The sequence below is a fragment of the Hymenobacter persicinus genome, from assembly GCF_004167665.1.
Taxonomy (GTDB): Bacteria; Bacteroidota; Bacteroidia; order Cytophagales; family Hymenobacteraceae; genus Hymenobacter; species Hymenobacter persicinus.
In genome coordinates this window covers 100,101-122,708 of record NZ_SEWE01000010.1, presented here as the reverse complement: position 1 = coordinate 122,708, position 22,608 = coordinate 100,101, and the positions used below count along the sequence as shown (strand labels likewise).

Here is a 22,608-nt window from a genome sequence, read left to right as displayed (position 1 = left end):
GCAACTGGCTTTCTGCTTAGCGTACCCTGGTTCGGTAGTTCAGTTGGTTAGAATGCCGCCCTGTCACGGCGGAGGTCGCGGGTTCGAGTCCCGTCCGGACCGCAGCAATGCGAAGAAAAGCCCCTTAGTTTAACGCTAAGGGGCTTTTTCTTTTTGGCGCTGGTTCAACCGGCGGCCTGGCGAATTTAGCCTCCGAAAACAGTTGGTATGCTGCCGGCTAGCCATTGCTATGCTCTTCTTACCGGGAGGACATTTATTCCTGTCAACAGCTGGTTTTTATCTATGAGCTTCGCCCTTGGACTACTTCTCGTTGTTTTTGGGCCACCTCTGGCTCTGGCCCTGCTGGGTACCCGATTTTGGAAATGGAGCCACTTGGAGGGGTTCACGGGACGGACACGCATCGTGCGACTGGGCGGGCTGGTTTTGCTCGCCGGGGCGTTTACGTTCGCACTTTACTTCATGATACTTGTCCTCTCATCGGACACCCCGTCGGCCCACGCCCCTAGCAGCAGCGCTTGGCCCTGGGCGCATGAGCACCCTATTACCCTTGTGCTCCTTGCGGATATCATGGCGTTGCTCCTCTTGGTCAGCCAACCGTCCCGGCGCTTGGCAGCACTCTGCTTCGGGGCCGGAGCCTTACTGACCTTTAGCGGATTAGGGATTTATTGGTATTTGACGGACCACCAAGACGACTTAATGCAGAGCTTCCGCCAATCCTCCGTAGAATATGACCGCAGCGGCTGGCAGCGCGCAGCCATCGACTCATTCGAGGTGCAAGTCAAGCACCGCCCCGACATTGAAAAGCTTTACCTATCTGACCCCGCCTTCCCGGGTGGGCCGGTGGCGCTGCATGACCAGATGAAGACCCTAACCCGGCCTCAGGCGAAGCCCCTGCCGCAGGACGCGGTTGTGGAGGTAGAATTTATCCTGGAAAGGGACGGCCGCATTACCCTCCCCCACGTGGTTTACGGTTTAGGGCCGGGCTACGACGAGGAAGCCGTGCGCGTAATACAGTCCCTACCACCATTCTCACCTTCTCTCGACGACGAGGGAAAAGCCGTGGCCCGCGTATGGCGGGTCCAGGTTCCTTTTTTTCACTGAAGCCTCGCCACGGACTGCAACTAGTCTGCTTTGGCTGATTTATCCTGCACCCGTGTGGCCCGTCACTGGCTTGCTCTCTGGGCAGCAATTGATTAACACATCATCCGGTATTCCCAGCGCCTGAAAACTCGTGCGGTTCTTCCCTACTACTGCTTTCCGCGAGGGATACTTTAACCTTGCTACAGGCCATTGCCGCGCGCTACCACGTTGAGTTGCGCCACTTTCGCTGGGACAAGTACTTCAATTCCGAGTCCCACCGGGGCATGATCTATCGGGCGGTACAACCCTTTACAGTCGTGAACATTCTGCGGCCGTCGCAACACGAGAGCTTCGGACCCGAGGCCTCTTAAGGCCGTCGCTGGGCAAGAGTGGAATGCCCACGTCGCGCGCCCACTCTAGCATAGCCCGGCACTTCCGGCTTACCTCATCCTGAACGCCACTTACCGGCACTACTGCGCTCCGGATGACATTTTCGGCGCCGCCCCGAAAAAAATATTGCTTTCTATACCCTTAATTTCCACCTGACTACAGCTGAACCGGCATTTAAATCCGGCTTTGCCGAGATTTTAGCTTGGTTAGTCCGATTTAGTCATCTACTTTTGCATCACAATAACGGAAAGCAACTGGCTTTCTGCTTAGCGTACCCTGGTTCGGTAGTTCAGTTGGTTAGAATGCCGCCCTGTCACGGCGGAGGTCGCGGGTTCGAGTCCCGTCCGGACCGCAGCAATGCGAGTAAAGCCCTTGTAAGTCAAGCACTTACAAGGGCTTTTTCTTTTTCCGGGACGAATAGTAGCCAAATTTCAGCCGCTTATATCTCGGGCTGCCTAGTTTTATCTACGATTGTCCCCTCCTAGCCTGAAATTATTTATTGGGCTTTTCACCCCGCTTTGTGTCTGTTCAGCCAAACACATAACTCCTGCACCAGGATGCGCCGCCGATACGCCTCATCGTGCACGTAGGTCATCAGGAGCAGCGCGGTATCTGCCGGGGCACTTTTGAGGTCCAGATTGGCCTTCTTACAGCAGCGAGGGGATAAACCTTACGCTAAGCTTGGCCGCGTCTTCCCTTAGCGTCTGTCCTTGCGCAGATGCGGCCAGATGCTTGCACGTCCGCACAGGCTTGCTCCCCCTTTCCGCAACGTGCGCGGCCCATTTTCTTAGCTTTCCACCAGCTATTCTACCGCTAATCGCAAGGCCTTACTGCCCAGGCGGACCAGGTACACACCCGTTGCTACTCCGTACGGCAGCGTTAGTGCGGCCGTGCCCGTAGCGTCAGCGGTGGCGGCCAGCACTTGGCGGCCCAGCGCATCAAACACCGTCACCACCGTGCCGGGCTGCGCGCCCGTGAGGGTAGTGGCCCTGGTGGCGGTCGGATTTGGGAATAGGGCCAACCCGGCTTCGCTGCCGGTCACGGCCACGGTGCGCACCGGCGAGTAGTAGTCGGTGCCATCGGTATCAACCTGGCGCAGGCGGTAGTACACGAAATGGGCGCCGTAGCGGGCAATGGCTGGGTCCACCAGTTGATAGTTGTGCTCCGTCTGGCTGCTGCCCGCGCCCGCCACCGTGCCAATGCGCTGGAACGTGCGGCCGTCGGCGCTGGCCTCTACCTCAAACCGGTCGTTGTGCAGCTCGGAGGCCGTGGCCCAGCGCAGCAGCGCGGCGGCACCCTGGGCCTGAGCCGTGAAGCGCGCCAGCACCACGGGCAGCGGGGCGGTCGAGGCACTACTCACGGTTAGGCGGCCCAGCACGGCGGTGGTGAAGGAGAAGCTACGGTTGTTGCCGCTGACTGTGGCATTCTGCGCACTGCCCACGGCAGTCCAGGCTGTACCCCCGATAAGCGGGGCTCGCCAGGCCTGGGCGGGCGTGAAGCTGGTCAGGCCATTGTCATCGTCAGCGGGCCACTGCAGGGTGATGGGCACGGGGGCCGCCGGAGCAGTGGTGGTTTCAACGGTCCAGATCCGGTCGATGCTCTTGCCGGCCGCGTTGGGCAGGGCCGTGCGGCTCACGTTGTCGAGCAGCAGGCCAGCCGAGCGGGTGGCCGTCACCTGGCCCAGACTGGTGCGGTCCAGGCTCAGGCCGTGGCCGAAGTCGAGCATCCCGCTGCCGGCCGCGCGCACGATGCGCAGGTTGCCCTGCACGTACTGGCCGGGACCCTCCCCGCTGAGGGTGGCCCCGTTGGGCAGGGTTAGGGTGGCGGTGGGGTCGGTGCGCAGCAGGCCGCTTTGAAGGGTCAGGGCCGTGCTTACGGTCAGGTCGGTGGGCAGGCTCAGGGTGCGTTGCCCGGTGGCCCCGGTATTGTTGAGCACGAGCGTAGCCACGGTGGCCGCGCCGGGGGTGAAGGTCTGGTTGGTGGTGCCGCTGAACAGCAGCCTGCCGCTGGATGCCAGCGTGCCCGCGTTGGTCAGGTCGCCGGTGAGCTGCACGGTGCCCGCGTTGGTGAGCGTGCCCCCGGCGTTGCTCTGTGCCGAGCCAGCCACGTAAAGGGTGGCCCCGGCGCCCACCGTGAGCGTGGCCCCGTTGATGGTGAGGCTGGTTTGGGCCAAGCCGGCCCAGGCGGGCAGCAGCAGGGCGAGGGTAAGGCGTAGTTTCATCCGAAGGCAAGGTAAGAAGATAGGAGGTGGACCGGCCCGGGAAAGGACCGGCCCTACCGCTGGGTTAGCGCTGAGCCTGGGCGGTGCCGGCCTCCAGCTGCCGCAGCCGGGCCTCGAAGGAGTCGAGGGTGGCCGTGGCCTGGGCTTTAGCGGCGGTAGCTTGGGCTTTCACCGTTTGCAATTCGGCCTGAGCGCGGGTGGCGGCCGCCTGTAGGGCCTCAATCTGCTGTTGCTGTTCCTTGAGGGCCTCGATGAGCACGGGCGTGAGCTGGGCGTAGTTGACGGCTTTGTAGCCATCGGGGCCGGTGCTCACCAGCTCGGGGTACACTTGCTCTACTTCCTGCGCCAGCAGGCCCACCTGGCTGGCCCCGGCCGTGCCACCGTGCTGCACGCCCAGCGCGTTCCACTCATAGCGCACCCCGCGCAGGGCCAGCACGGCGGCCAGGGCACTGCCCAGGGGGCGCACGTTGGTTTTGAAGCGCCGGTCGGAGGTGACGTTTACCCCGTTCACCGTCAGGCTGCCCGTCACCACGGCGTTGCCGTTCACCTTGAGGGCCGTGGCGTTGGCTCCGTACACGTTCAGGGTGCCGCCCGAGCTAAGCAGGCGGCTGCTGTAGTCCACGCCGCTGGTTTCGGCAAAGTCGACGTAGGGCGTGACGGCCGCGGTGCCGCCGCGCAGCTCCAGGTTGGGGTTGCCGGTGGGTGGGCCGCTGAGGATGGCCCCCGCGCCGCTGGCCACGCCGCTGTTGCCCGTGGCCACGTGCAGGCCCCCGCCCGGGGTGTTCAAGCCGATGCCCACGGTGCCGTTGCCCAGCACCCGCAGCAGCGGGGTGCCGTCCGCGTCCTGGGTGGCCCCCTGGCTCACGTCGAGGGCGGCGTTGGTGCCGGTGGTGGTTACTTTAACGGCTAGGCCGGACGCATTGGAGGCCGTGCTGGCGTTGTAGAACATGCCCACGTAGCCGGCCTGGCTGGCGGCCCAGGCCAGGGAGCCGGGGTTGCCGCCGACGCCGTCGCTGCCGATGATGTTGGCCGCGGTATTGGCCAGCTGCGAGTAGGGGGCGGCCACGTTGATGCCCACGTAGCCTGCGTTGCTGATGCTCAGGCCCGTGCTGCCACCATTGCCCACCAGCTTATAGGGCCCCAGGTTGAAGTCGCCGGTGGCCGCCGTAATGGTAGGGGCCACCCACTTACCGTAGCCGATGGCGTCCGAGGTCAGCACCTTGCCCGCCCCCTGGGTGCCATCGACGATGCGGATGGCCGAGCCGGTGTTGTTGTAGCCCGGGTTCTGGCAGATGCCCACCCAGCGCAGAGGCTCTCTATTGGCGCCGTAGCCCGCCGCCGTAAAGAAGCCGGCCCAGCCGCCGCCGCGGTAGGCCGTGGCCCAGATGCCGAAGTCGTTGGCGGTAGTCGTGCCATCGGGCAGCTTGCCGTAGCCCGAGAGGATAACGCGGGAGTAGCGGGCCCCGAAGTTGCTGCGCGTCATCAGGGCCGCGCTCTGCGTGCCCACGCTGGCGTTCAGCTCGACCTGGGCGGTAGAGTCGCCCAGGGAGGTGCCCACGCTGCCCAGCAGGCGCTGGTCGTTCAGGTTCAGGGTCTGGGTGGCGGAGTGGTTGCCCAGGTTGTCGGCGCCCAGGCGCACCCAGGCGGTGCCGTCGTAGGCATACAGGCCGGGGGTGCTGTCGGTGAGGTAGATGAGCAGGCCCGGTACCGGTGGGGCCGTGGTGCTGGCTGTCAGCGCGTCGCGCTGGGCCAGCGTGAGGCGGGGCAGCAGCAGGCCCTGGGTGGTGCTGCGGACTTCCAGCGCCGCCGAGGCCGCGGGGTTGGTGGTGCCGATACCGACGGAGCCGGCGGTTTGGGCCAGCGCGGCGGGCGCGGCAGCCGTCAGCAGCAGAGCCGCTAGTAAGTACTTGTGAAGCATAGCAAGAACGGTGGAGGCAAAGCGTGATGGTGGACCCGGTATGCGGGTGCCCTAAAGGTAAGACGGATAGGCAGTTTTGTCACACGTTGACGCGATAATGCGGCGGCTTCTCGCGCTGCCTAGCCGATTTTGTTAGCCCACCTCAGAGCTAGCCGACATGCTTAGCGGGAGTTTTGGTTCCTACTATTGTGCTACCCCGTACCAAGTGCGCATCTACTTCGAGCAGAAACGAGTCGAAATCTGGGACACCATCATGCATTACGACAAAAGCCAAGTGCCTTGCCGCATGGCGCCGACGGGCTTCATTGCCGCCCTCAAAACCCGCTTGTAACGATGGATGGCGTTCTGCACGGCCGCGGCCACCTATTAAGCAAATGGATACTTTTACTAATCGGACCGTTTCGCTGAACACGACTTAGCTCACAGAATTAAGAACGGAATAGGCTATATACCAAGGCTCCGGTGAGTAAGGTTAACAGGCACAACCAGCCGTAGCCCTGCCACTGTCGATCCAGTCGCTGGAGTTGTGCCACATTTAGCTTCCATTTGAAGCGTCGGCGTTCATTCTGCAAATGGGCTACGAAAGTGTAGTACTGCGCTATTTCGAAGGAGTTAAACCGAACTTTCCGGCCATCGCTCAAGTGCAAAGTTGCCTCTTTGCCGTTAAACACCTGATAGTCGGTGAAGCGGTGCGAGGTCGTGATAGAGTAAGGCCCTTCGGTGATGGAGGTAATATCAGGGAGTGGGATGCGGCGTTTCCAGAACAGGAAAGGACGGTGGATAAACAGTGACTCTTGGGTAAGTATCAAGCGCGGCACGGCCAGTGCCAGGGCTATGCACGTCAAGGAGAAGGCACTGAACAACGCCAGTAAGGCCCACCCCACCCAAAGAGCGGCCACTTCATGCGTGCCTGGAGCTGCGACCATTTCTCCTCTCGCCAGCAGGTAAGCAAAAGCCCCAGGAAAAGCCGCTCCGATAACACTAAACCCCAAATACAAAATACTAAAACGGGTTTGAAAGAGCACTGATACCAATGGATGAGGTAATGTGATAGTCCACACAAAGTAACGCTCCTTTCTCTGCACGGCTATTCGCCGGTCCCCGGTGAGGTAGCAAAAGTTGCCTGTGGTCTGATGCCAAGTTCAAAAACTGGTTCACGAAATCATCGTTCAGAAAATGCGTACGGAGGTGAGTTTTGTAAACCTCCATACCGCTATTACAGGGGCTCTAAGCCACTAATGCCGCCCTTGTTCCCCTTCTTCCAGGCTGAGTAGTCCTTATCCAAATCGTGGAGCAAGTGCACTACTTTTCGTTTGCGGGCCCAGGTGTCTATCTGCTCACTCGTGCTCCGGTTGTCGGCAACTAACTGGCTCTGCTGCACCACTTCTGCCAAGCCGACACCGGCCAACTTCCCGACCGGTGCCGGGCTCCCGCCCTCCGTCGGGGCGCCGCCCTGGACGTAGCCCCGGAGCCGGCGGGCCCGCAGCCACCTGGGAATCACATACTCATTTTCGTGCCCTAGGCCAATTATGGCCGATTCGGAAAGCTGTTTGTGTTCCCACCGCCTTTACATCCGATGCTGAAGGGATTTTTCAGGTAATACCAACACCATCCATTGCGGTAGCTGAGAATCACCTCAGCCGTTCAGCGCTGATCTGCAGATCGATTATAGCCGGCCGAATGATGATTTTAGAGGCGCAGCCTGCAAATCTTCCCATCTTAGGGCCATGAAAAAGCTGCCGGTCGTATTGGCGCTGCTGGGCGTGAGCCTGGGCGGCGGAGCGTGTGAAGAGTCGCCGCTGGCGCGGGCGCAGCAGCAGCGGGCCGAGCAGCGCCGGGCCGCCCCTACTTACCGCGTGATTCAGATTGAGGGCTGCGAGTATTTGCGCCAGGAAACTTCCAACGGCTACCCCGTCATCACCCACAAGGGCAACTGCCGCAACCCGATTCACCCCTACCGGGACACGACCCGGCACCGTTAGGCCAGTTCAGGCTGCGACGCCGGCCAAGGCCATCCGCGCGGCCAGCTCCTCGATATCCGTGCGGCGGGTTAGCACGGCCAGCCAGTCGGCGGGCAGGGCGGCCTCGCCGTAATGCAGGCCCGCCAGGCCCCCGGTTACGGCGCCGGTGGTGTCGGTATCGTCGCCGAGGTTGACGGCGGCCAGCACCGTTTCGGCAAAGGTTCCGTGGCGCAGCAGGCACCACAGGGCCGCTTCCAGGGTGTGCAGCACGTAGCCCCCGCTGTCGATGGCCCCAACGGGCAGGTCGGGCAGACGCCCGCTGAGAATACGCTCAAAGTGGGCGGCCTCCTGTTCCGGTACGCCCAGTTCCCGGAGCTGGGCGGGGCTTTCCTGGCACAGCCGGGCATAGGCGGCCGCGGGAGTCAGGCCGGCTAGCAGGTGCTGAGTCATGAGCAGGTAGAGCAGGCAGGCCACGGCCGAACGAATATGCCCGTGGGTGATACCCGACACGTCCCGGATCAACTGAAAGCGCTCCGCCAGCGGGGCGTCGGGGCGGTAAAAAGCCAGGGGCAGAATCCGCATCAGGGCCCCGTTGCCGTTGCTGTACGCGTCGGTGCCGCCGGCCTGCAGCTGAGTCGGGTTGGCCCGCAGTCGGCTCAGCGCCTCACGGGTGGTAATGCCCACGTCGAAAACCGAGCCGTGGGGCGTCCAGAAGTTGTGATAATACCAGCGGACGCAATTCTGAGCTACTTTTTCCACCGAAAAGCCGTCGGCAATGGCCTCGGCCAGGCAGAACGTGAGCGAGGCATCGTCGGACCAGGTGCCGGCCGGCTGCCCGTGGGTGCCGAAGGCGCGCATGCCCACCACCGGGTCCTGGCGGCGGGCAGCGCGGCTGAGAAACTCAACGGGCACGCCCAGCGCGTCGCCGATGGCCAAACCCAGCAGGGCCGCGCGGGCGGGTTGAAGGAGGGGTAAGGATACGGCGGACATAGTTTGGCGCGGCAATATGGTGGCTTAGTCGAAAGGGAGGTTGTAGAAGGTTCGCTTCACCCGGCAGCCCGCTCCAGCAGCAGAATGGGTTGTTCCTTGTAGATGGCCTCCCCTATCAGCCGGTAGCCGCACTTCTCGGCCACGCGCAGGGAGGCCTGGTTTTGCGGGTCGATGATGCAGACGGTGCGGGCCCGGCCAAACTGCTCGTCGCCCCAGGCCAGCACGGCCCGGATGGCCTCCGTGGCGTAGCCCTTGCCGTGGCTGTGGGGCGCCAGCACCCAGCCGATTTCGGGTACGCCCTGAATGGACGGCTCCATGGCCCGGTGGAAGTCGGAAAAGCCAATCAGGCCCAAAAAGTGGCCGGTGGCTTTTTCTTCCACGGCCCAGTAGCCGAAGCCCATCAGGGGCCAGTGCCCGGCCGTGCGCTGCAGCTTGGTCCAAACGTCTTCCTCGGCCAGGGGCTGTCCGCCCAGGTAGCGGTAAAAATCGGGCTCGGCCCACATGGCCGCAAAAGCGGGTAGGTCGGTGGCCTGGCAGCCGCGCAGCAGCAGCCGGTCGGTTTCCAGCCGGGGCGCGGCAGTGTGGTAGTGGAGCAGCGGAATCGGGGTTTGCATGACGCCAAGATAGAAAAAGTCGCGGGCGGGCAACTAGTACCGCTCCGGCCCGGCGGATTCAGGAGCCGGGCTGGGACTCTCGACGAGGGCCCTATGCCCCGACCCCAGTTGCCGGCGGCGCAACGCCCAGAAACTGCTGGTACCAGCGCCCCGAGTCTTTGACAATCCGCTCCTGGGAGTCGAAGTCAATGCCCACCAGCCCGAAGCGCGGCTCGTAGCCTTCGGCCCACTCGAAGTTGTCGGTGAAGGACCAGGCGAAATAGCCCGTAACGGGCACGCCCGCGCGCCGGGCACGCAGCACCTGCCCGATGGCGGCCCGCAGGTAGGCCTGCCGGGCCGGGTCCCGAATGCGGCCGTCGGGACTGCAAGTATCGGCAAAAGCGGCTCCGTTTTCGGTCACGATAAGCTCGGGGGCATTAGGATAGGCCGCAAATTGGCGCAGCATGTGGTAGAGGCTTTCGGGGTACACCTCCCACCCCATTTGGGTATGCGGCACCCCGCGCTGCTTGGCCCCGACCAGCGAAGCCCAGGCCAGCGGCACGTAGGGCGAGTAGCGCACCACTTCGCGGGTGTAGTTCTGCACGCCCAGAAAGTCGAAGGCGAAGGGCAGCCGGGTCTCGTCGCCGGGCCGGATGTAGCGGTCCAGCCAGCGCAGCAGCGGCAGCTCGGCCACCGGGTAGCCCAGCCCCAGGGCGGGCTCCACAAACAGGCGGTTGAGCAGGGCGTCGGCGCGGCGGGTGGCGCGCACGTCGCGGGGCAGCGCGGGCCGCCAGGGCGTGAGGTAGGAGCAGGAAAAGGTGGTGCCAATGCGGGCCGCGGCGGGCAGCACGGCCCGCAGGGCCCGCCCGCCTTCCGCCTGGGTTAGCGCGGCGTGGTGCACCGAGGCCAGAAAGCCCCCTAAGCTGCGCCGGCCCGGGGCGTGCAGGCCCAGCAGCTGCCCGGCCCCCACAAACACCATAGGCTCATTGAGCACCATCCAGTGCTGCACCCGGTCGCCGAGGCGGGCAGCCACGCGCTGGGCGTAGTCGGTAAACCAGCCCACCACGTCCCGGTTCGCCCAGCCGCCGCGGCGCTGCAGGGCGGCCGGCAAATCCCAGTGGTAGAGCGTGACCCAGGGCGTGATGCCTCGCGCCAGGCAGCCATCAACGAGCCGGTCGTAGAAGTCCAGGCCGGCAGCGTTGACGGCACCCGTGCCCTGGGGCAGCACCCGCGACCAGGCCACGGAAAAGCGAAAATCGGGAATACCCATTTGGTGCAGCAGGTCCAGATCCTGGGGCCAGCGGTGGTAGAAGTCGGTGCCGACTTGGGCGGTTTCGCCCCGCCGGATGCGGCCGGGCCGCTGCACAAACTCATCCCAGATGCTGGGGCCCTTGCCGTGCAGATTCCAGGCTCCTTCCGTCTGGTAGGCCGCCGCCGACACGCCCCAGCGAAAGTCCGGCCCGAAGTCAGCGCGGGTGAAGACGGCGGGCGTAGTGGGTGGAAAGAAAGCGGCGGGCAGGTCCGGGGCAATTAGATCGGGCATGCCGCAAGAACGGGTTTTGGCGGGAGGGTGAGGCGCATCAGGGCTACTAATGGCTAAGCACGGGCAGCTGCTCGAGCAGCAGCTTGCCAATCACGGCGGCCGTTTCGTCGGGGTAGGCCACGGGCACGGGGCGGCCGGTTTGCAGCCACTCGTCGAGGCCCGCTAGGTGCCGGTCTTTGAGCCCCTTTACCACCGGCACGCCCAGCCGGGCCAGCGCGGCGGCGTTGCAGGCCTGCTCGTACTGGTTTTTCATCGGAATCACCAGCAGCTTTTTGCCCAGATACAGTGCCTCGGCGGGTGTCTCGAAGCCGGCCCCGCAGAGCACCCCGGCGCTGCGGGCCAGGCTGTCGGTGAAGGCCGCCCCGCTCACGGGCCGCACCCGCACCCGGCCGTGCTCCGACTCCTGGGTGCTGTGCTTGGAAAACACCTCCCAGCGGGTGCTGCCGCTCAGGTAGCGCAGGCGCTGCACCAGGGTTGGCTCGTCGAAGGCGGGCAGGTACACAGTGTAGTGGCCGTCGTTGTGGGGCGTAAGCTCCCGAACCTGCCGGCGGATGACGGGCGTGTGGATGCCGGGCTCGTACCGGTCGAAGTGGAAGCCGTAGCGGGCCGTGACCGGGGCGTAGTGGCGCAGCACGGCCCGGCCGATGGGGTCGTCGTGGCGGGGGCGCGGGGCGTAGTCGCTGAGCACGGCGCTTTGGTGGCTCAGGGCAATGCAGGGCACCTGGCGCCGCTGGCAAGCCCAGGCCGACACGGGCTCAAAGTCGTTGATGACCAAGTCGTAGGCTTCGACGGGCAGCTGGCGAATTTCGCGCAGGAAAGCGGCCGAGTTGAGCTGCCAGAAGGTTTTGACGAAGTTGACGCCACCCTTTTTGCCGAAAATAAAACCCAGGCCGTGGCAGCGGTACTTCACGGCAAAGGGCAGCGGGATGTCGGCCGGGGGGCCGCTGACCAGCACGTCGACGCGGCTGGCGTGCCGCTGGAGCAGGGGCACGATGTCGAGGGCGCGGCTGAGGTGGCCGTTACCGGTTCCCTGGATGGCGTACAGAATGCGGGGCATTTACAAAGGTTCGGACAAGATAAAGCAACCGTCGGCGCGGCGTCAGGCCGCCGGCGTGGTGAGCTTGAATTCGACCAGCAGGTCGCTGAGCAGCTCCTCGACGGGCATGTCGGCGGCCTGGTCGCCGGCGTCGAGCTCCAGGGCCGAGGCGTGCTGCATCAGTGGGTCGTCGGCGTAGCGGTAGAGCTGCCAGCCCGTGGCGGCCGAGTACTCCAGCGCGGTCAGGTTTTCGACCCAGTCGCCGGAGTTCAAATACACCACCTCCCCCTGCGGGGTGGCAACGGTCTTGATTTCGGGGTGGTGAATGTGCCCGCAGGCCACGTAGCGGTAGCCGTTGTCGACGGCAATGCGGGCGGCGGTCTGCTCAAAGCCGCTGACCAGGTTCACGGCGCCCTTGACCCGGTTTTTCACGGCCTTCGACAAGGCCACCCGGGGCCGACCCAGGCGCTGGAGCAGGTAGTTGGTCACGCGGTTAAGCAGAATCAGCGCGTCGTAGCCGTGGGCGCCCAGTCGGGCCAGCCAGCGCGCGTGCTGCATGGTCACGTCGAAGATGTCGCCGTGAAACAGCCAGGCCTTGCCGTCGGCCAGCTCCAGCACCAGCTTGTTGTCGATGCTGAAGTTGCCGAGTTGGGTGCCGGCAAACTTGCGCAGCAGCTCGTCATGGTTGCCGGTCAGGTAGTGAATCTTGGTACCCTTGGCGCCGAGGCTGGCCAGGTAGCGCAGCACGCGCATGTGGGCCCGGGGCCAGTAGCTTTTGCTGAATTGCCAGATATCGACAATGTCGCCGTTGAGCACCAGCACCTTGGGGCGCACACTTTTCAGGTAGCGCAGCAGCTCGGCCGCGTGACAGCCGTAGGTGCCCAGGTGCACGTCCGAGACGACGACCACATCGACCTTGCGCCGCCGCGGCTTGAGTTTGAGCTTACTCATGCCAGGGCCGGGTTAGCCATCGGGCGCAGACTCGCCGGCCGGGTTCCCCCACCTAGGCGAAAGGGCGAGGCCAGGCGCCGGGTGGCCGAAGTCCGGGCCAGCGCCAGTTCCAGCACCAGCACCAGTTGCAGGAAAGAATAGGGTAGCACCCGCCCCGGGCGGCGCAACCAGGAAAATGGGTTCGGAATCGACATAAGCTCAAGGCGAATAGCGCATTCCAAAGGTCGTTAGCCAAGATTACGGGGGCGTTACGACCGTATTATGGCTGTGTCATGAATTAGCTACCAAGGCTTCACCCGCCTGCAGGGCCGTTCATGGTTCCGGCACGGCGTTTGAGCGCGGGGCGGCCGCTGCTACCGCCCGCCTGCGTATCTTTGGAACGCGGCGGTCCGCCCGCCGCCCTGCCTCCTACCATATTTGCCCGATGAAAAAGATTTTACTTGTCTTCACCCTGCTCTCGTCCCTGGCCGCTTCCGCCCAGATGGTGACGCCCGAGCGCAAGCGCTACCTGCGGCCCAAGAAAGACGAAGAGTGCGCCCTGGTTCAGAACGTGACGAAAAACACCGACGAGGACTCCCAGAAAGACGCCACCATGACCCGCGTGGCGTACCGTCCCTACGCCGAGATGCTCACGGCCATCGACGCGCAGCGCGAAATGAACCGCTGGGCCGACAGCACCTACCAGCGCCGCTTCCGGGCCCTGCCGCCCGGCGGCGAGCTGACCGTGACCATGTACCGCCGCGGTGCCCAGAACGCCGACCCTTCCCTGCTCTCGCTCTCGGCCAAGGACAAGGACGGCAAGGAGGTTTTCGCCCAGACGCTGACGCCCGGCACCGGCCGCTTCTGGAACCAGGATCAGTACAAGAGCGTGCGCAGCATTCCATTTGTTAAAACCGAAACGCCGCAGCCTCTTACCCTCACCATCACCGATTCCAAGCTTAAGCAAAGCTTCGAATACATCATCAATGTGCAGTAGAGGGCTTTTTCCAACCTGCGCAAGTCGTTAAGAAGCCGAGCCTGGTTTACCCCGGCTCGGCTTTTTAGCACTTGGCTTACACAAATGGGAAAGGCTGCCGCTTAGCGTTGGCGCAGCCTTTCCCACTGCACGGCTACCAGGGTTTTGGCGTCCTGCCAGGGCTCGGTGGCCAGCTGCTCCCGGCTCAGCTCAACGACCTCAATCTGCTCGTGCTCGTCGGCCACGCCGCCACCCGGCCCGCTCTGCTCCCTGACTTCGGCGTAGTAGAGGTAGAACTTCTCGGCGCTGTTGCCGGGCGAGGGAAAGCACTCGGTGATGGGCAGCAGCTGATTTACTTTGTAGCCCAGCTCTTCTTCAATCTCGCGGCGGATGGCCTGCTCGGGACTCTGGTCACTGGCGTCGAGCATGCCGGCCGGAATTTCGAGCACCTCGGCCTCGGGGCCCACCCGGAACTGCCGCACGAAGAGGTAGCGCTGCTTGCGGGAGTCGAAAACGAGGGCCCCGACGGCCTGCCCGGGCTCAAAACGCTCCCGCTTGAGCTGGTCGTTGCCGTCCTGGACCAGGAGTTGCGTAAGTTTGTAGTGCCCGTCGTAGAGAATTTTGCGGTCGGTGACGTTCATGTTGGTGGACGCGTGAAGAAATAGTTTTTCAAAAATGGAGTCTAAAACCTCCTCTAGCCTGTTGGGCTTATACGTTTGCTGACCAACCTGGCTTGCCGCCGGGGACATTTCCGGCTTCCGGACCTCAGCTTTTCCTTTCTTTTTTTCTGCACCCCGCAGCCTGCTTTCCTAAAAAAAGGCTGCAACCGGCCGTTTCAATTAGTGCCGCGGCCTTTTTTTCTCCCATTTTCCTTCTGATGACGTTCGACGAACTCAATCTAATTCCGCCCATCCTGCGTGCCCTGCACGAGGAAGGCTACACTACCCCAACCCCCATTCAGGAGCAAGCCATTCCGCACGTGCTCGACGGCCGCGACCTGCTGGGCGTGGCCCAGACCGGCACCGGCAAAACCGCGGCCTTTACCGTTCCCATTCTCCAGATTCTGAGCCAGACGGCCAAGCTGGAAAACCATTCGCACTCCCGCATCCGCTGCCTGGTGCTCACGCCCACCCGGGAGCTGGCCATCCAGATCGGGGAAAGCATTGCCGCCTACGGCCGCCATCTGCCCATTCGCCACACCGTTATTTTCGGCGGCGTGGGCCAGACGCCCCAGACCAACGCCCTGAAGCGCGGCGTGGAAATCCTCATTGCCACCCCCGGCCGCCTGCTCGACCTGATGAACCAGGGCTTCGTGGACCTGCGTCACATCGAGGTATTCGTGCTCGATGAAGCCGACCGGATGCTGGACATGGGCTTTATCAACGACATCAAGCGCATCCTGCCCAAGCTGCCGACCTCACGCCAGACCTTGTTCTTCTCGGCTACCATGCCCGGCACCATTCAGGAGCTGGCCGCGTCCATTCTGAAGCCGAACCCGGTGAAAGTGGCCGTGACGCCCGTGTCGAGCACTGCCGACACCATCACTCAGTCGGTGTACATGGTGCCCAAGAACGACAAGCCCGAGCTGCTCGAGCACATCCTGCGCGACAAGGATATCAAGCGGGTGCTGGTGTTTACGCGCACCAAGCACGGGGCCGACAAGGTGGTCAAAACCCTGGCCAAGGCCAACGTGCCGGCCGAGGCCATTCACGGCAACAAGTCGCAGAACCACCGGCAGCGGGCTTTGTCCAACTTCAAGGCCGGCAGCACCCGCGTGCTGGTCGCTACCGATATTGCCGCCCGCGGCATCGACGTGGACGAGTTGACACACGTTATCAACTACGAAATTCCGAACGAGCCCGAAACCTACGTGCACCGCATTGGCCGCACCGGCCGGGCCGGCGCCGACGGCAAGGCTCTGAGCTTCTGCGACGAGGAAGAGCGCGCTTACCTGCAGGACATTCAGAAACTGATTCGCAAGCAGATTCCAGTTATTTCCGACCACCCCTACTTCAGCCCCTTCGTGGTGCCCGTGCCCCTGAGTGGTGGCCCGCCGATTCAGCGCCCGAAAGGCCCCGCTGGTCGTCCGCCCCGCCCCGGCCGGGGTGGTGATGCCCGTCCGCCCCGCGCGGAAGGCAGCGGCCGTTCCGGCGGCTCCGGCCGCAGCGAGTCGCGCCCGGCGGGCGGTGGCCGCTCCGGCGGCAACTCCCGGCCCGCGGGTGAGCGGGCTGCCGGTGGCAGCGGCGGTGGTCAGCCCCGGCGCCCGTACCGCGGCAACAGCGGCCGTTAGGCTAGCCTCTTAACCTCATAAAGCCCGGACTCAGGTCCGGGCTTTTTTTGTTGCTGGTGGTTGGGCAGAATTATTCGTTTCCACCCTGGCCAACTCCTTCACGCTGAAACAAAACGCGACTTTTTTTGCTTATTCAGGTGTTGCTTACCTACTCGGCCCGCTTACCCTGACGTTTGTTTTTATGGCAAAGAGCACCCTTCCCGTTATCCAGGCCCTGCGCGAAACTGCCCAGCGCCTTGCTGCCGAAGCGCCTTACCAGTGGGGCCACATGGGCAGCTGCAACTGCGGCCACCTGGCCCAGACCATTACTCACCTCTCGAAGGCAGAAATCCACGCCCGGGCCATGCAGCGCTACGGCGACTGGGAGCGGCAGCTTACGGACTACTGCCCGACCAGCGGGTTGCCCATTGACGCTACCATCGACGAAATGCTGGCCGTGGGTTTCAGTCGCGCCGATTTGACCCACCTGGAGCGCCTTTCCGACCCGGTTATCCGGGCCGCCATTCCCTTTGAGCGCCGCAATGCCCTGCGGCACAACCAGCGCGACGACGTGGTCCTTTACTTGCGCACCTGGGCCGACTTACTCGAAAACTCCCTGCTGGCCGACATTCACCTGCCCCATCTGCTGGTCCCTGAGCCAGCTGAGGCGCACTAGTATTGCCCTGTAGCCAGCGAACGTACCAACGGCAAAGCCCCACCTGAATTTCATCGGGTGGGGCTTTCTATTGTTAGGTGACGAAGCAGCTACACTGGGGAAGCTACCGGGGGCCGGCCGCTGACCAGCCCTACCAAGCAGTACTTATTGAGCAGGGTTGCTGCGCTGAGCGGCGCGGTACTCTTCCGTGCGGTGGCTGCGCTTATAGGCGGCATCGGCGTTGGGGTCTTTCTCAGCGTCGGGAGCTTGCTCGCAGGACGAGAGGGAGAAGGAAGCGCAGGTGGCGAACAACAGGAGCAGACGGGACTTTTTCATGGCCCAAAGGTAAGCAGCCCCCCCAAAACCGCCAAGCATTATCCCGCTATCCTGCCGGAGGTTTTTCGGGTAGCTTGTTCGGCTGCACCTCCCTCCGCTTTACGTCAATCACTATCAATGCAGATATGTTATTTACATATCTACACAAGGTCAACTTTGTCTAACTTTTACCCCCATTCTCAGACCGTCGACTGGCCACAAACTCTTGCTTCGCTGACCGGACTCGGCCCCAGCTGCGAGGTCCCTGCAACGCAGGTATTGCATGGCTCAATTCGCGGCTTCACATGAAATCCGGCTAAACCGGTTAGCGCAAAACATTGCCGAAAAATTGACTTATTCCAATCCAAAACAATGTTAACACACTTAGCATACTGGCCTCTCCATGTGCACTACTACATGTTGTTTACAAAAATCCCTTTTTTATCATCAATCCTATATTTAGCAATGAGTTTCAAGTAAGCTTTTTACCCTCTAAATAGATTCAATAAAACGCATGTAACTATCTGAAAAATAGAATTTAAAACAAACCAATAATATTCTTATCACATCATTTATATCTCCATATGATTACTATAACTTTTACAGCTTTCTTAATACCAGAAACCAAGCTAAAAGACACTAGAGAACCGGCTAAAACACCGTTTACAGCATCTTCACCTCTAGGAATCTGCCAAATTGCACCTCTTACATCATCGGCATGTTTTAGGCTTATTCACAGCATCCGCTGGTGGCCTCTTCTCCCGTTGGTCTCTAGCTGGCTTGCTCGGGCCGAATCCGGCCTCGTGCCCGAGCAGTAGCAGCAGCAGATTCTTACTGCTCGGGCTGATAATCGGTGAATGTTCCGTCGTGGTAGAAGATGACGATACGCCGGATCTTTTTACCCGGCTCGCCCAGACCGGCCGCCAGGACTTGGGCCTCCGCGGAAGCGGCAGAAGGCACCACAGCAGGCGCGGGCAGCGGGGCCGGAGCCACGGCTAAAGCTGGTGCCACTTCGGGAACTACCGGCGCCGACCCCGTCTCAGCCACTATCGGAGGTTGAGCCGCCGTCGGGGTCACCACGGGCACCGCTGGGTTATCCGCTGGCTCAGGGGCCACCGCGGGCCTTGCCGCAGCCGTACGGACTCTTCTAGGGCTTGTAGGGCTGCTGCTAGCTTCTCGCTGGCTTTCGGCGGCAGCAGCAGTTGCTGGGGCTACGGAAGCCGCTACGGCTAGCATTTCCCCGCTACCGCTCAGCAGCCAGGGCAGGGAGAGTTCAGGGAAGGCCGCAATAATCTTCTGCACCACTTCTAGGCTGGGCTTATTGCGCCCGCTCAGGATATGGCTCATGATGGGGCGGGCAATGCCAATAGCATCCGCAAACTGCGTGGAAGACAGTTGCTGGGCTTTTAGAAGGTCACGAATCCGCTCAACCATGCTTGAAAATACATTTATTTACAAATGTACCGAATTATGGCTTCTTCAGTTGCTGTACAACTGGCTATATGTCTTCAAAGAAATTCTGAATCCGGGTCTTCACCTGTGTTTACATATGACACAAAAGGCATTTCGCCTGATTTACATTTGTATTACATATGTAAACAGCCTGATGGGGGTTCTTTGAGCCCTAGGATAGCCAGACCAATCAAGTCGAGGCAATGTTGCTCGAATGAAGTAGGCCAAGTTCCCTCCCTCCGCTTTGCCTGAACTCACTCGGCAGCCCGCTGCGAGGCTTGACAGAGGTAGCCAGAAAACAAAAAGCCCCGACTGGAGCAGTCGGGGCTTGAGTTAGGAAGAGCGAGCAGGCCGCTTGGTCCGGGACCGTGGGCCGCTAGTTGAAATACTCGCGGGCCAGGGCTTTGTCGTGACCGTAGATGTCGTCGCGGAAGTTAACGTGGCCGGACTCATCCACCCAGGCCGTGAAGTAAACCAGATAGACGGGCAGCTTTTCTTTCAACGCTACATACTTCTCGTGGCGCTCGGCAATGGTATCCTGAATCGTCTGCATGTCCCAGCCGGGCTTGTTGCGCAGCAGGTACTCGGCCAGCTTCAGCGGCTCGGCCACCCGCACGCAGCCGTGGCTGAAGCCGCGCTTGGTTTGGCTGAACAGCTCGTCGTGGGGCGTGTCGTGGAGGTATATATCGTTCGAGTTAGGGAAGATGAACTTCACCTCCCCCAGGTCGTTTTTCGGGCCCGGACGGCGGCGCACGGTGTACTTGAACGTCTCCTGCTTGATGCTCGACCAATCAATGGAACCCGGGTCGACGGCCACGGCTTTCTTACCGTAGCCCTTCACCACTTCCATGTCGAGGTGGTCGAGGTAGGATGGATTGTTGATCAGCTTTGGCTTCAGCTCCTTCTCAATAATGCTCCACGGCACGTTCCAGTACGGCGACAATACCACGTACTCCATCTTATCGCTGAAGACCGGCGTGGCGTTCAGGGTCTTGCCCACAATCACGCGCATATCGAAAACTTCCTTGCCGTTTTCGATCATGTGGAGCTTGTAGTCGGGAATATTGACGAGCAGGTAATCCTTCTCAAACCGCTTGGGTACCCAGCGCCAACGCTCCATATTCACGGTGATCTGGCGCACCCGATCCGACACCGGCACGTTGAGCTGCTGCACGGTCTCGCCGCTCACAATACCGTCTACTTTCAGGCCCATGTCGCGCTGAAATTCCTTGACGGCATTGACCAGTTCATCGTCGTACTTCGGGGCTGGAGCCGGCGCGGCCGACCCGTTGGCTACAGTTTGCGCCGGGGTGGTGCTGGTAGCACTGGCCGCCGACGTGCCCAGCAGACGCTGGCGCAGCAAAGCCACGTTGGGCGAGGAGTCGCCGGGCTTGAGCTTGGTGCCGGCGGGCAGCACGGGCCACCCCCCATTACGCTGAATGGTGCGGTACTCGGCCAGGGCTTTTTTCAGCCCTTCATATTCCTCGTGCAAAGGCTCAAACTCGTAGTACGGATACGTGCTTTCCCGCTCCTTGAGAATGGTCATCAGGGCTTTGTGCAGCTTGATTTTGTTGCGCTTCACGTCCCAGTCGATACCCTTCACCTCGCGCGGATTCACTCTACCACGGTAGAAATCAGAGGCATAGTTGAAATACGTGCCGGAGAGAGCCACGTCAATTTCCTTTTCCAGCGCATTGCGCTTGGTGGAGTCATCCTGCACCTTTTCTAGGTCGGCAAACAGCTTATCGAAGTCCCGGACCTTGTATTTCTTGGGGTCGAGACCTTCGTCAGCCGCCTTGTTGATGACGCTGAGCAGCGTTTTAGCCTGGGGCAGAACCTCGTGGTTGCGAAACCAGCCGAGGCGGAACCCCCGCTCCCGGTAGAATTTCTTGGCCCAGATCAGTTGGGGTTTGAAGGCTGGCTCGGCATTCATGGCTCGCACCACGTACACGCTGTCGAGCAGAGGCTGGGCGCCGCCCGCTTTGGTGGCGCCGCTGGCCGTGGTCGACGAGCCCTGGGTTTGGTCCTTCTGATCCTGACTGCACGAGGAAGTGGCCAGCGCCAGGCTCAGCAGCCAGAACAGCAGGGCAGTAAAGAAGGTCGGACGAATTGCTTGATTCATGAAGTTCACTACAGGTGGATAAGAAAGGGCGGTAGCCCGGGGTAGCCGGCCGGCTTGGAAACCAACCACGCCCGCCCAAGGCTGTTCCGCGTTCTACTGTTTTCCGCGCCGATGGGTTGTCAGCTCGGCAGTATTCCACCCGTGGGTGCAAGTTAGGGGTTTTGCCGATACGCCCCCAGCGCTGCTAGGCCAAATCGGGCGGCAGGTTTTACCTTATATTTGGCGCTTTCCGGCGGCGGCCGGTCCGCTGCCGTATAGAATCGTTTCCGTTTCCTTCCCTGCTCCATGCTCACGCCCGACCCGCACACCTACGCCCGCCCCGCCGAAGTACAGGTCCGTCACCTGGCCCTGCACCTGACCGTTGACTTCACCAGCCGGACCCTGACCGGCGAAGCCACCTGGACCCTCGACAACCACACCGGCGCCACTGAGCTCTGGCTCGACGCCCGCCACCTCGACGTAGACGCTGTGCTGCTCGACGGACCGCACGGGGAGCAGGCGGAATTCGCGCTGGGCGCCGACGACCCGGTGCGAGGCCAGGCGTTGCGCGCGGTCATCAAGCCCGACACGCGCACCGTGACGCTGCGCTACCGCACCCGGCCCGAAGCCGCGGCCCTGCAGTGGCTCACGCCCGAACAGACCGCCGGCCGCCAGCATCCGTTTTTGTTCACCCAGTCCCAGGCTATTCTGGCCCGCACCTGGATTCCGTGCCAGGACTCGCCGGGCATCCGCTTCACCTACGAGGCCCGGGTGCAGGTGCCGGCCGAGCTGCTGGCGCTGATGAGCGCTGAAAACCCCCAGCACCGCGCGGCCAGCGGCGAGTACCATTTCCGCATGAGCCAACCCATCCCAGCTTACCTGATGGCCCTGGCCGTGGGCGACGTAGAATTTACCCCGCTCAGCACCCGCACCGGCATCTACGCCGAGCCCGTGACCCTGCCCACGGCCACCCATGAGTTTGTGGATCTGGAAAAGATGGTGGGCGCGGCCGAGGCCCTGTACGGTCCCTACCGCTGGGACCGGTACGACTTGCTGGTGCTGCCCCCCTCCTTTCCCTTCGGCGGCATGGAGAATCCGCGTTTAACATTTGTAACACCCACGATTTTGGCCGGCGACCGGAGCCTGACCAGCCTGGTGGCCCACGAACTGGCCCATTCCTGGTCGGGCAACTTGGTAACCAACGCCACCTGGAACGACTTCTGGCTCAACGAAGGCTTCACCGTGTACTTTGAGCGCCGCATTATGGAGAAGCTCTACGGCCGCCCCTACGCCGATATGCTCCAGGTGCTGGGCCACACCGGGCTGCTGCACACCATCGAGGAATTGGGTGCCACCAGCCCGGATACCCACCTGCACCTCGACCTAGCCGGCCGCGACCCCGACGAGGGCCTCAACGAAATTGCCTACGAAAAAGGTGACTACCTCCTGCTCACCCTGGAGCACCTGGTCGGCCGCGAAAAGCTGGACGCCTTTATTAAGGAGTACTTTGCCCGCCACAGCTTTCAGTCCATGGACACGGCCTCGTTCGTGGCCTACCTGCGCCGGGAGCTACTGGACCGGGAGCCCGGACTTGAAGATAAGCTCCAGCTCGATGCCTGGATCAACGGGCCCGGCATTCCGACGGTGGCGCCTCCGGTCAGCTCCGCCCGCTTTGCGGCTGTGGAAGAGGCCCTGCGCAACTGGCAGCAAGGCACCCCGGCGGCTCTGCTGCCCGACGTAGCTAGCTGGAGCAGCCACGAGTGGGTGCACTTTCTGCACGGCCTGCCCAAGCAGCTCACCCCGGCCCAGCTTCAGGATTTGGATAAGGCCTTTGGATTTACCCAGTCCGGCAACTCGGAAATTCTGGCGGCCTGGTTTCCGCTCACCATTGCTGTCGGCTACGCCCCGGCCGAGGCGGCGCTCCACCAGTTCCTGACCCGGGTGGGCCGGCGCAAATTCCTGGTTCCGCAGTACAAAGCCCTGCTCAATGGTCCCGGCGGGCGGGCCCGGGCCCAGGCCATCTATGCCGAAGCCCGTCCCAACTACCACTCGGTAGCCACCAGCACCTTCGACACGATGGTGGGCCGGCCGGCCTAAACCGGCGGAGGCTGCCGCTCTAAGTGGCGTGAACCTTGCTTGCCAGTTGGCAGTTGTTACCTTTCGTTTCTTTTAAAATTG

Annotated in this window: 20 protein-coding genes, 2 tRNA genes and 1 pseudogene; 9 read left to right on the top strand and 14 right to left on the bottom strand. The window is 62.3% G+C overall.

Annotated features, from left to right (window positions below):
* Positions 1-28: 28 nt before the first annotated feature.
* From EWM57_RS07040 to EWM57_RS07030, 3 genes are all read left to right on the top strand, one after another.
* Positions 29-102, top strand: a tRNA-Asp gene (locus EWM57_RS07040).
* A gap of 465 nt (positions 103-567) precedes the next feature.
* A complete protein-coding gene (locus EWM57_RS21110) occupies positions 568-1,101 on the top strand; it encodes an energy transducer TonB (protein ID WP_165370443.1) in 534 nt (177 codons plus the stop codon).
* A gap of 647 nt (positions 1,102-1,748) precedes the next feature.
* Positions 1,749-1,822, top strand: a tRNA-Asp gene (locus EWM57_RS07030).
* A gap of 450 nt (positions 1,823-2,272) precedes the next feature.
* On the opposite strand, the gene EWM57_RS07025 is transcribed toward EWM57_RS07030, so the two are convergent.
* The gene (locus EWM57_RS07025; RefSeq protein WP_129920428.1) at positions 2,273-3,691 is read right to left on the bottom strand and encodes a T9SS type A sorting domain-containing protein; all 1,419 of its coding nucleotides are present in this window, start codon (positions 3,689-3,691) and stop codon (positions 2,273-2,275) included.
* 64 nt (positions 3,692-3,755) lie between these two features.
* The gene (locus EWM57_RS07020; RefSeq protein WP_129920427.1) at positions 3,756-5,609 is read right to left on the bottom strand and encodes a tail fiber domain-containing protein; all 1,854 of its coding nucleotides are present in this window, start codon (positions 5,607-5,609) and stop codon (positions 3,756-3,758) included.
* Between the two features lie 205 nt (positions 5,610-5,814).
* Here EWM57_RS07020 and EWM57_RS21770 point away from each other — a divergent pair, with 205 nt between their 5' ends.
* Positions 5,815-5,940 carry a hypothetical protein gene (locus EWM57_RS21770; RefSeq protein ID WP_262708235.1) on the top strand — a complete coding sequence of 42 codons (126 nt, stop codon included), beginning with the start codon at positions 5,815-5,817 and terminating at the stop codon, positions 5,938-5,940.
* A 97-nt stretch (positions 5,941-6,037) separates the two neighbouring features.
* Here the strand turns inward: EWM57_RS21770 and EWM57_RS07015 are convergent, their stop codons facing one another.
* Positions 6,038-6,634, bottom strand: coding sequence for a hypothetical protein (locus EWM57_RS07015; RefSeq protein ID WP_129920426.1), 597 nt, complete (start codon positions 6,632-6,634; stop codon positions 6,038-6,040).
* Between the two features lie 702 nt (positions 6,635-7,336).
* Between EWM57_RS07015 and EWM57_RS07010 the strand changes: the two genes are divergently transcribed.
* Complete coding sequence (locus EWM57_RS07010) at positions 7,337-7,591, top strand: hypothetical protein (protein WP_129920425.1); 255 nt, start codon at positions 7,337-7,339, stop codon at positions 7,589-7,591.
* Between the two features lie 6 nt (positions 7,592-7,597).
* Here the strand turns inward: EWM57_RS07010 and EWM57_RS07005 are convergent, their stop codons facing one another.
* The 6 genes from EWM57_RS07005 to EWM57_RS06980 form a co-directional block, all read right to left on the bottom strand.
* Entirely contained in the window at positions 7,598-8,560 is a 963-nt protein-coding gene (locus EWM57_RS07005) for an ADP-ribosylglycohydrolase family protein (protein ID WP_129920424.1), read from the bottom strand.
* Positions 8,561-8,616: 56 nt separating this feature from the next.
* The gene (locus tag EWM57_RS07000; RefSeq protein WP_129920423.1) at positions 8,617-9,174 is read right to left on the bottom strand and encodes a GNAT family N-acetyltransferase; all 558 of its coding nucleotides are present in this window, start codon (positions 9,172-9,174) and stop codon (positions 8,617-8,619) included.
* Positions 9,175-9,265: 91 nt separating this feature from the next.
* Positions 9,266-10,696, bottom strand: coding sequence for a GH1 family beta-glucosidase (locus EWM57_RS06995; protein ID WP_129920422.1), 1,431 nt, complete (start codon positions 10,694-10,696; stop codon positions 9,266-9,268).
* Between the two features lie 46 nt (positions 10,697-10,742).
* A complete protein-coding gene (locus tag EWM57_RS06990; protein WP_129920421.1) occupies positions 10,743-11,753 on the bottom strand; it encodes a glycosyltransferase family protein in 1,011 nt (336 codons plus the stop codon).
* A 42-nt stretch (positions 11,754-11,795) separates the two neighbouring features.
* Positions 11,796-12,683, bottom strand: a complete 888-nt coding sequence (locus tag EWM57_RS06985; protein WP_129920420.1) for a UDP-2,3-diacylglucosamine diphosphatase — start codon at positions 12,681-12,683, stop codon at positions 11,796-11,798.
* Positions 12,680-12,877: a hypothetical protein gene (locus tag EWM57_RS06980; RefSeq protein WP_129920419.1), complete on the bottom strand. Its 198-nt coding sequence runs from the start codon at positions 12,875-12,877 to the stop codon at positions 12,680-12,682. The genes EWM57_RS06985 and EWM57_RS06980 overlap by 4 nt, the downstream gene beginning before the upstream one ends.
* 230 nt (positions 12,878-13,107) lie before the next feature.
* Between EWM57_RS06980 and EWM57_RS06975 the strand changes: the two genes are divergently transcribed.
* Complete coding sequence (locus EWM57_RS06975; RefSeq protein ID WP_129920418.1) at positions 13,108-13,659, top strand: hypothetical protein; 552 nt, start codon at positions 13,108-13,110, stop codon at positions 13,657-13,659.
* A 101-nt stretch (positions 13,660-13,760) separates the two neighbouring features.
* On the opposite strand, the gene EWM57_RS06970 is transcribed toward EWM57_RS06975, so the two are convergent.
* The gene (locus EWM57_RS06970; protein ID WP_165370442.1) at positions 13,761-14,279 is read right to left on the bottom strand and encodes an NUDIX domain-containing protein; all 519 of its coding nucleotides are present in this window, start codon (positions 14,277-14,279) and stop codon (positions 13,761-13,763) included.
* A 236-nt stretch (positions 14,280-14,515) separates the two neighbouring features.
* Here EWM57_RS06970 and EWM57_RS06965 point away from each other — a divergent pair, with 236 nt between their 5' ends.
* Together EWM57_RS06965 and EWM57_RS06960 are read left to right on the top strand one after the other, a co-directional pair.
* Complete coding sequence (locus EWM57_RS06965) at positions 14,516-15,928, top strand: DEAD/DEAH box helicase (protein ID WP_129920416.1); 1,413 nt, start codon at positions 14,516-14,518, stop codon at positions 15,926-15,928.
* Positions 15,929-16,109: 181 nt separating this feature from the next.
* A complete protein-coding gene (locus EWM57_RS06960) occupies positions 16,110-16,583 on the top strand; it encodes a hypothetical protein (protein ID WP_129920415.1) in 474 nt (157 codons plus the stop codon).
* Between the two features lie 144 nt (positions 16,584-16,727).
* Here EWM57_RS06960 and EWM57_RS21105 read toward each other — a convergent pair whose 3' ends face one another.
* From EWM57_RS21105 to EWM57_RS06950, 4 genes and pseudogenes are all read right to left on the bottom strand, one after another.
* Complete coding sequence (locus EWM57_RS21105; RefSeq protein WP_165370441.1) at positions 16,728-16,898, bottom strand: hypothetical protein; 171 nt, start codon at positions 16,896-16,898, stop codon at positions 16,728-16,730.
* Between the two features lie 810 nt (positions 16,899-17,708).
* A complete protein-coding gene (locus EWM57_RS21535; RefSeq protein ID WP_242510005.1) occupies positions 17,709-17,888 on the bottom strand; it encodes a hypothetical protein in 180 nt (59 codons plus the stop codon).
* Positions 17,889-18,191: 303 nt separating this feature from the next.
* Positions 18,192-18,311 (bottom strand): annotated as a pseudogene (locus tag EWM57_RS21920) (helix-turn-helix domain-containing protein); the annotation flags it as partial.
* 394 nt (positions 18,312-18,705) lie between these two features.
* Complete coding sequence (locus tag EWM57_RS06950) at positions 18,706-20,451, bottom strand: L,D-transpeptidase family protein (RefSeq protein ID WP_129920413.1); 1,746 nt, start codon at positions 20,449-20,451, stop codon at positions 18,706-18,708.
* A gap of 285 nt (positions 20,452-20,736) precedes the next feature.
* Here EWM57_RS06950 and EWM57_RS06945 point away from each other — a divergent pair, with 285 nt between their 5' ends.
* Positions 20,737-22,527, top strand: a complete 1,791-nt coding sequence (locus EWM57_RS06945; RefSeq protein ID WP_129920412.1) for a M1 family metallopeptidase — start codon at positions 20,737-20,739, stop codon at positions 22,525-22,527.
* Positions 22,528-22,608 lie beyond the last annotated feature (81 nt).

Coding starts and splice junctions, on each gene's coding strand:
- EWM57_RS21110 (WP_165370443.1), top strand. CDS start 568: ATGGCGTTGCTCCTCTTGGTCAGCCAACCGTCCCGGCGCTTGGCAGCA.
- EWM57_RS07025 (WP_129920428.1), bottom strand. CDS start 3,691: ATGAAACTACGCCTTACCCTCGCCCTGCTGCTGCCCGCCTGGGCCGGC.
- EWM57_RS07020 (WP_129920427.1), bottom strand. CDS start 5,609: ATGCTTCACAAGTACTTACTAGCGGCTCTGCTGCTGACGGCTGCCGCG.
- EWM57_RS07010 (WP_129920425.1), top strand. CDS start 7,337: ATGAAAAAGCTGCCGGTCGTATTGGCGCTGCTGGGCGTGAGCCTGGGC.
- EWM57_RS07005 (WP_129920424.1), bottom strand. CDS start 8,560: ATGTCCGCCGTATCCTTACCCCTCCTTCAACCCGCCCGCGCGGCCCTG.
- EWM57_RS07000 (WP_129920423.1), bottom strand. CDS start 9,174: ATGCAAACCCCGATTCCGCTGCTCCACTACCACACTGCCGCGCCCCGG.
- EWM57_RS06995 (WP_129920422.1), bottom strand. CDS start 10,696: ATGCCCGATCTAATTGCCCCGGACCTGCCCGCCGCTTTCTTTCCACCC.
- EWM57_RS06990 (WP_129920421.1), bottom strand. CDS start 11,753: ATGCCCCGCATTCTGTACGCCATCCAGGGAACCGGTAACGGCCACCTC.
- EWM57_RS06985 (WP_129920420.1), bottom strand. CDS start 12,683: ATGAGTAAGCTCAAACTCAAGCCGCGGCGGCGCAAGGTCGATGTGGTC.
- EWM57_RS06980 (WP_129920419.1), bottom strand. CDS start 12,877: ATGTCGATTCCGAACCCATTTTCCTGGTTGCGCCGCCCGGGGCGGGTG.
- EWM57_RS06975 (WP_129920418.1), top strand. CDS start 13,108: ATGAAAAAGATTTTACTTGTCTTCACCCTGCTCTCGTCCCTGGCCGCT.
- EWM57_RS06970 (WP_165370442.1), bottom strand. CDS start 14,279: ATGAACGTCACCGACCGCAAAATTCTCTACGACGGGCACTACAAACTT.
- EWM57_RS06965 (WP_129920416.1), top strand. CDS start 14,516: ATGACGTTCGACGAACTCAATCTAATTCCGCCCATCCTGCGTGCCCTG.
- EWM57_RS06960 (WP_129920415.1), top strand. CDS start 16,110: ATGGCAAAGAGCACCCTTCCCGTTATCCAGGCCCTGCGCGAAACTGCC.
- EWM57_RS21105 (WP_165370441.1), bottom strand. CDS start 16,898: ATGAAAAAGTCCCGTCTGCTCCTGTTGTTCGCCACCTGCGCTTCCTTC.
- EWM57_RS06950 (WP_129920413.1), bottom strand. CDS start 20,451: ATGAATCAAGCAATTCGTCCGACCTTCTTTACTGCCCTGCTGTTCTGG.
- EWM57_RS06945 (WP_129920412.1), top strand. CDS start 20,737: ATGCTCACGCCCGACCCGCACACCTACGCCCGCCCCGCCGAAGTACAG.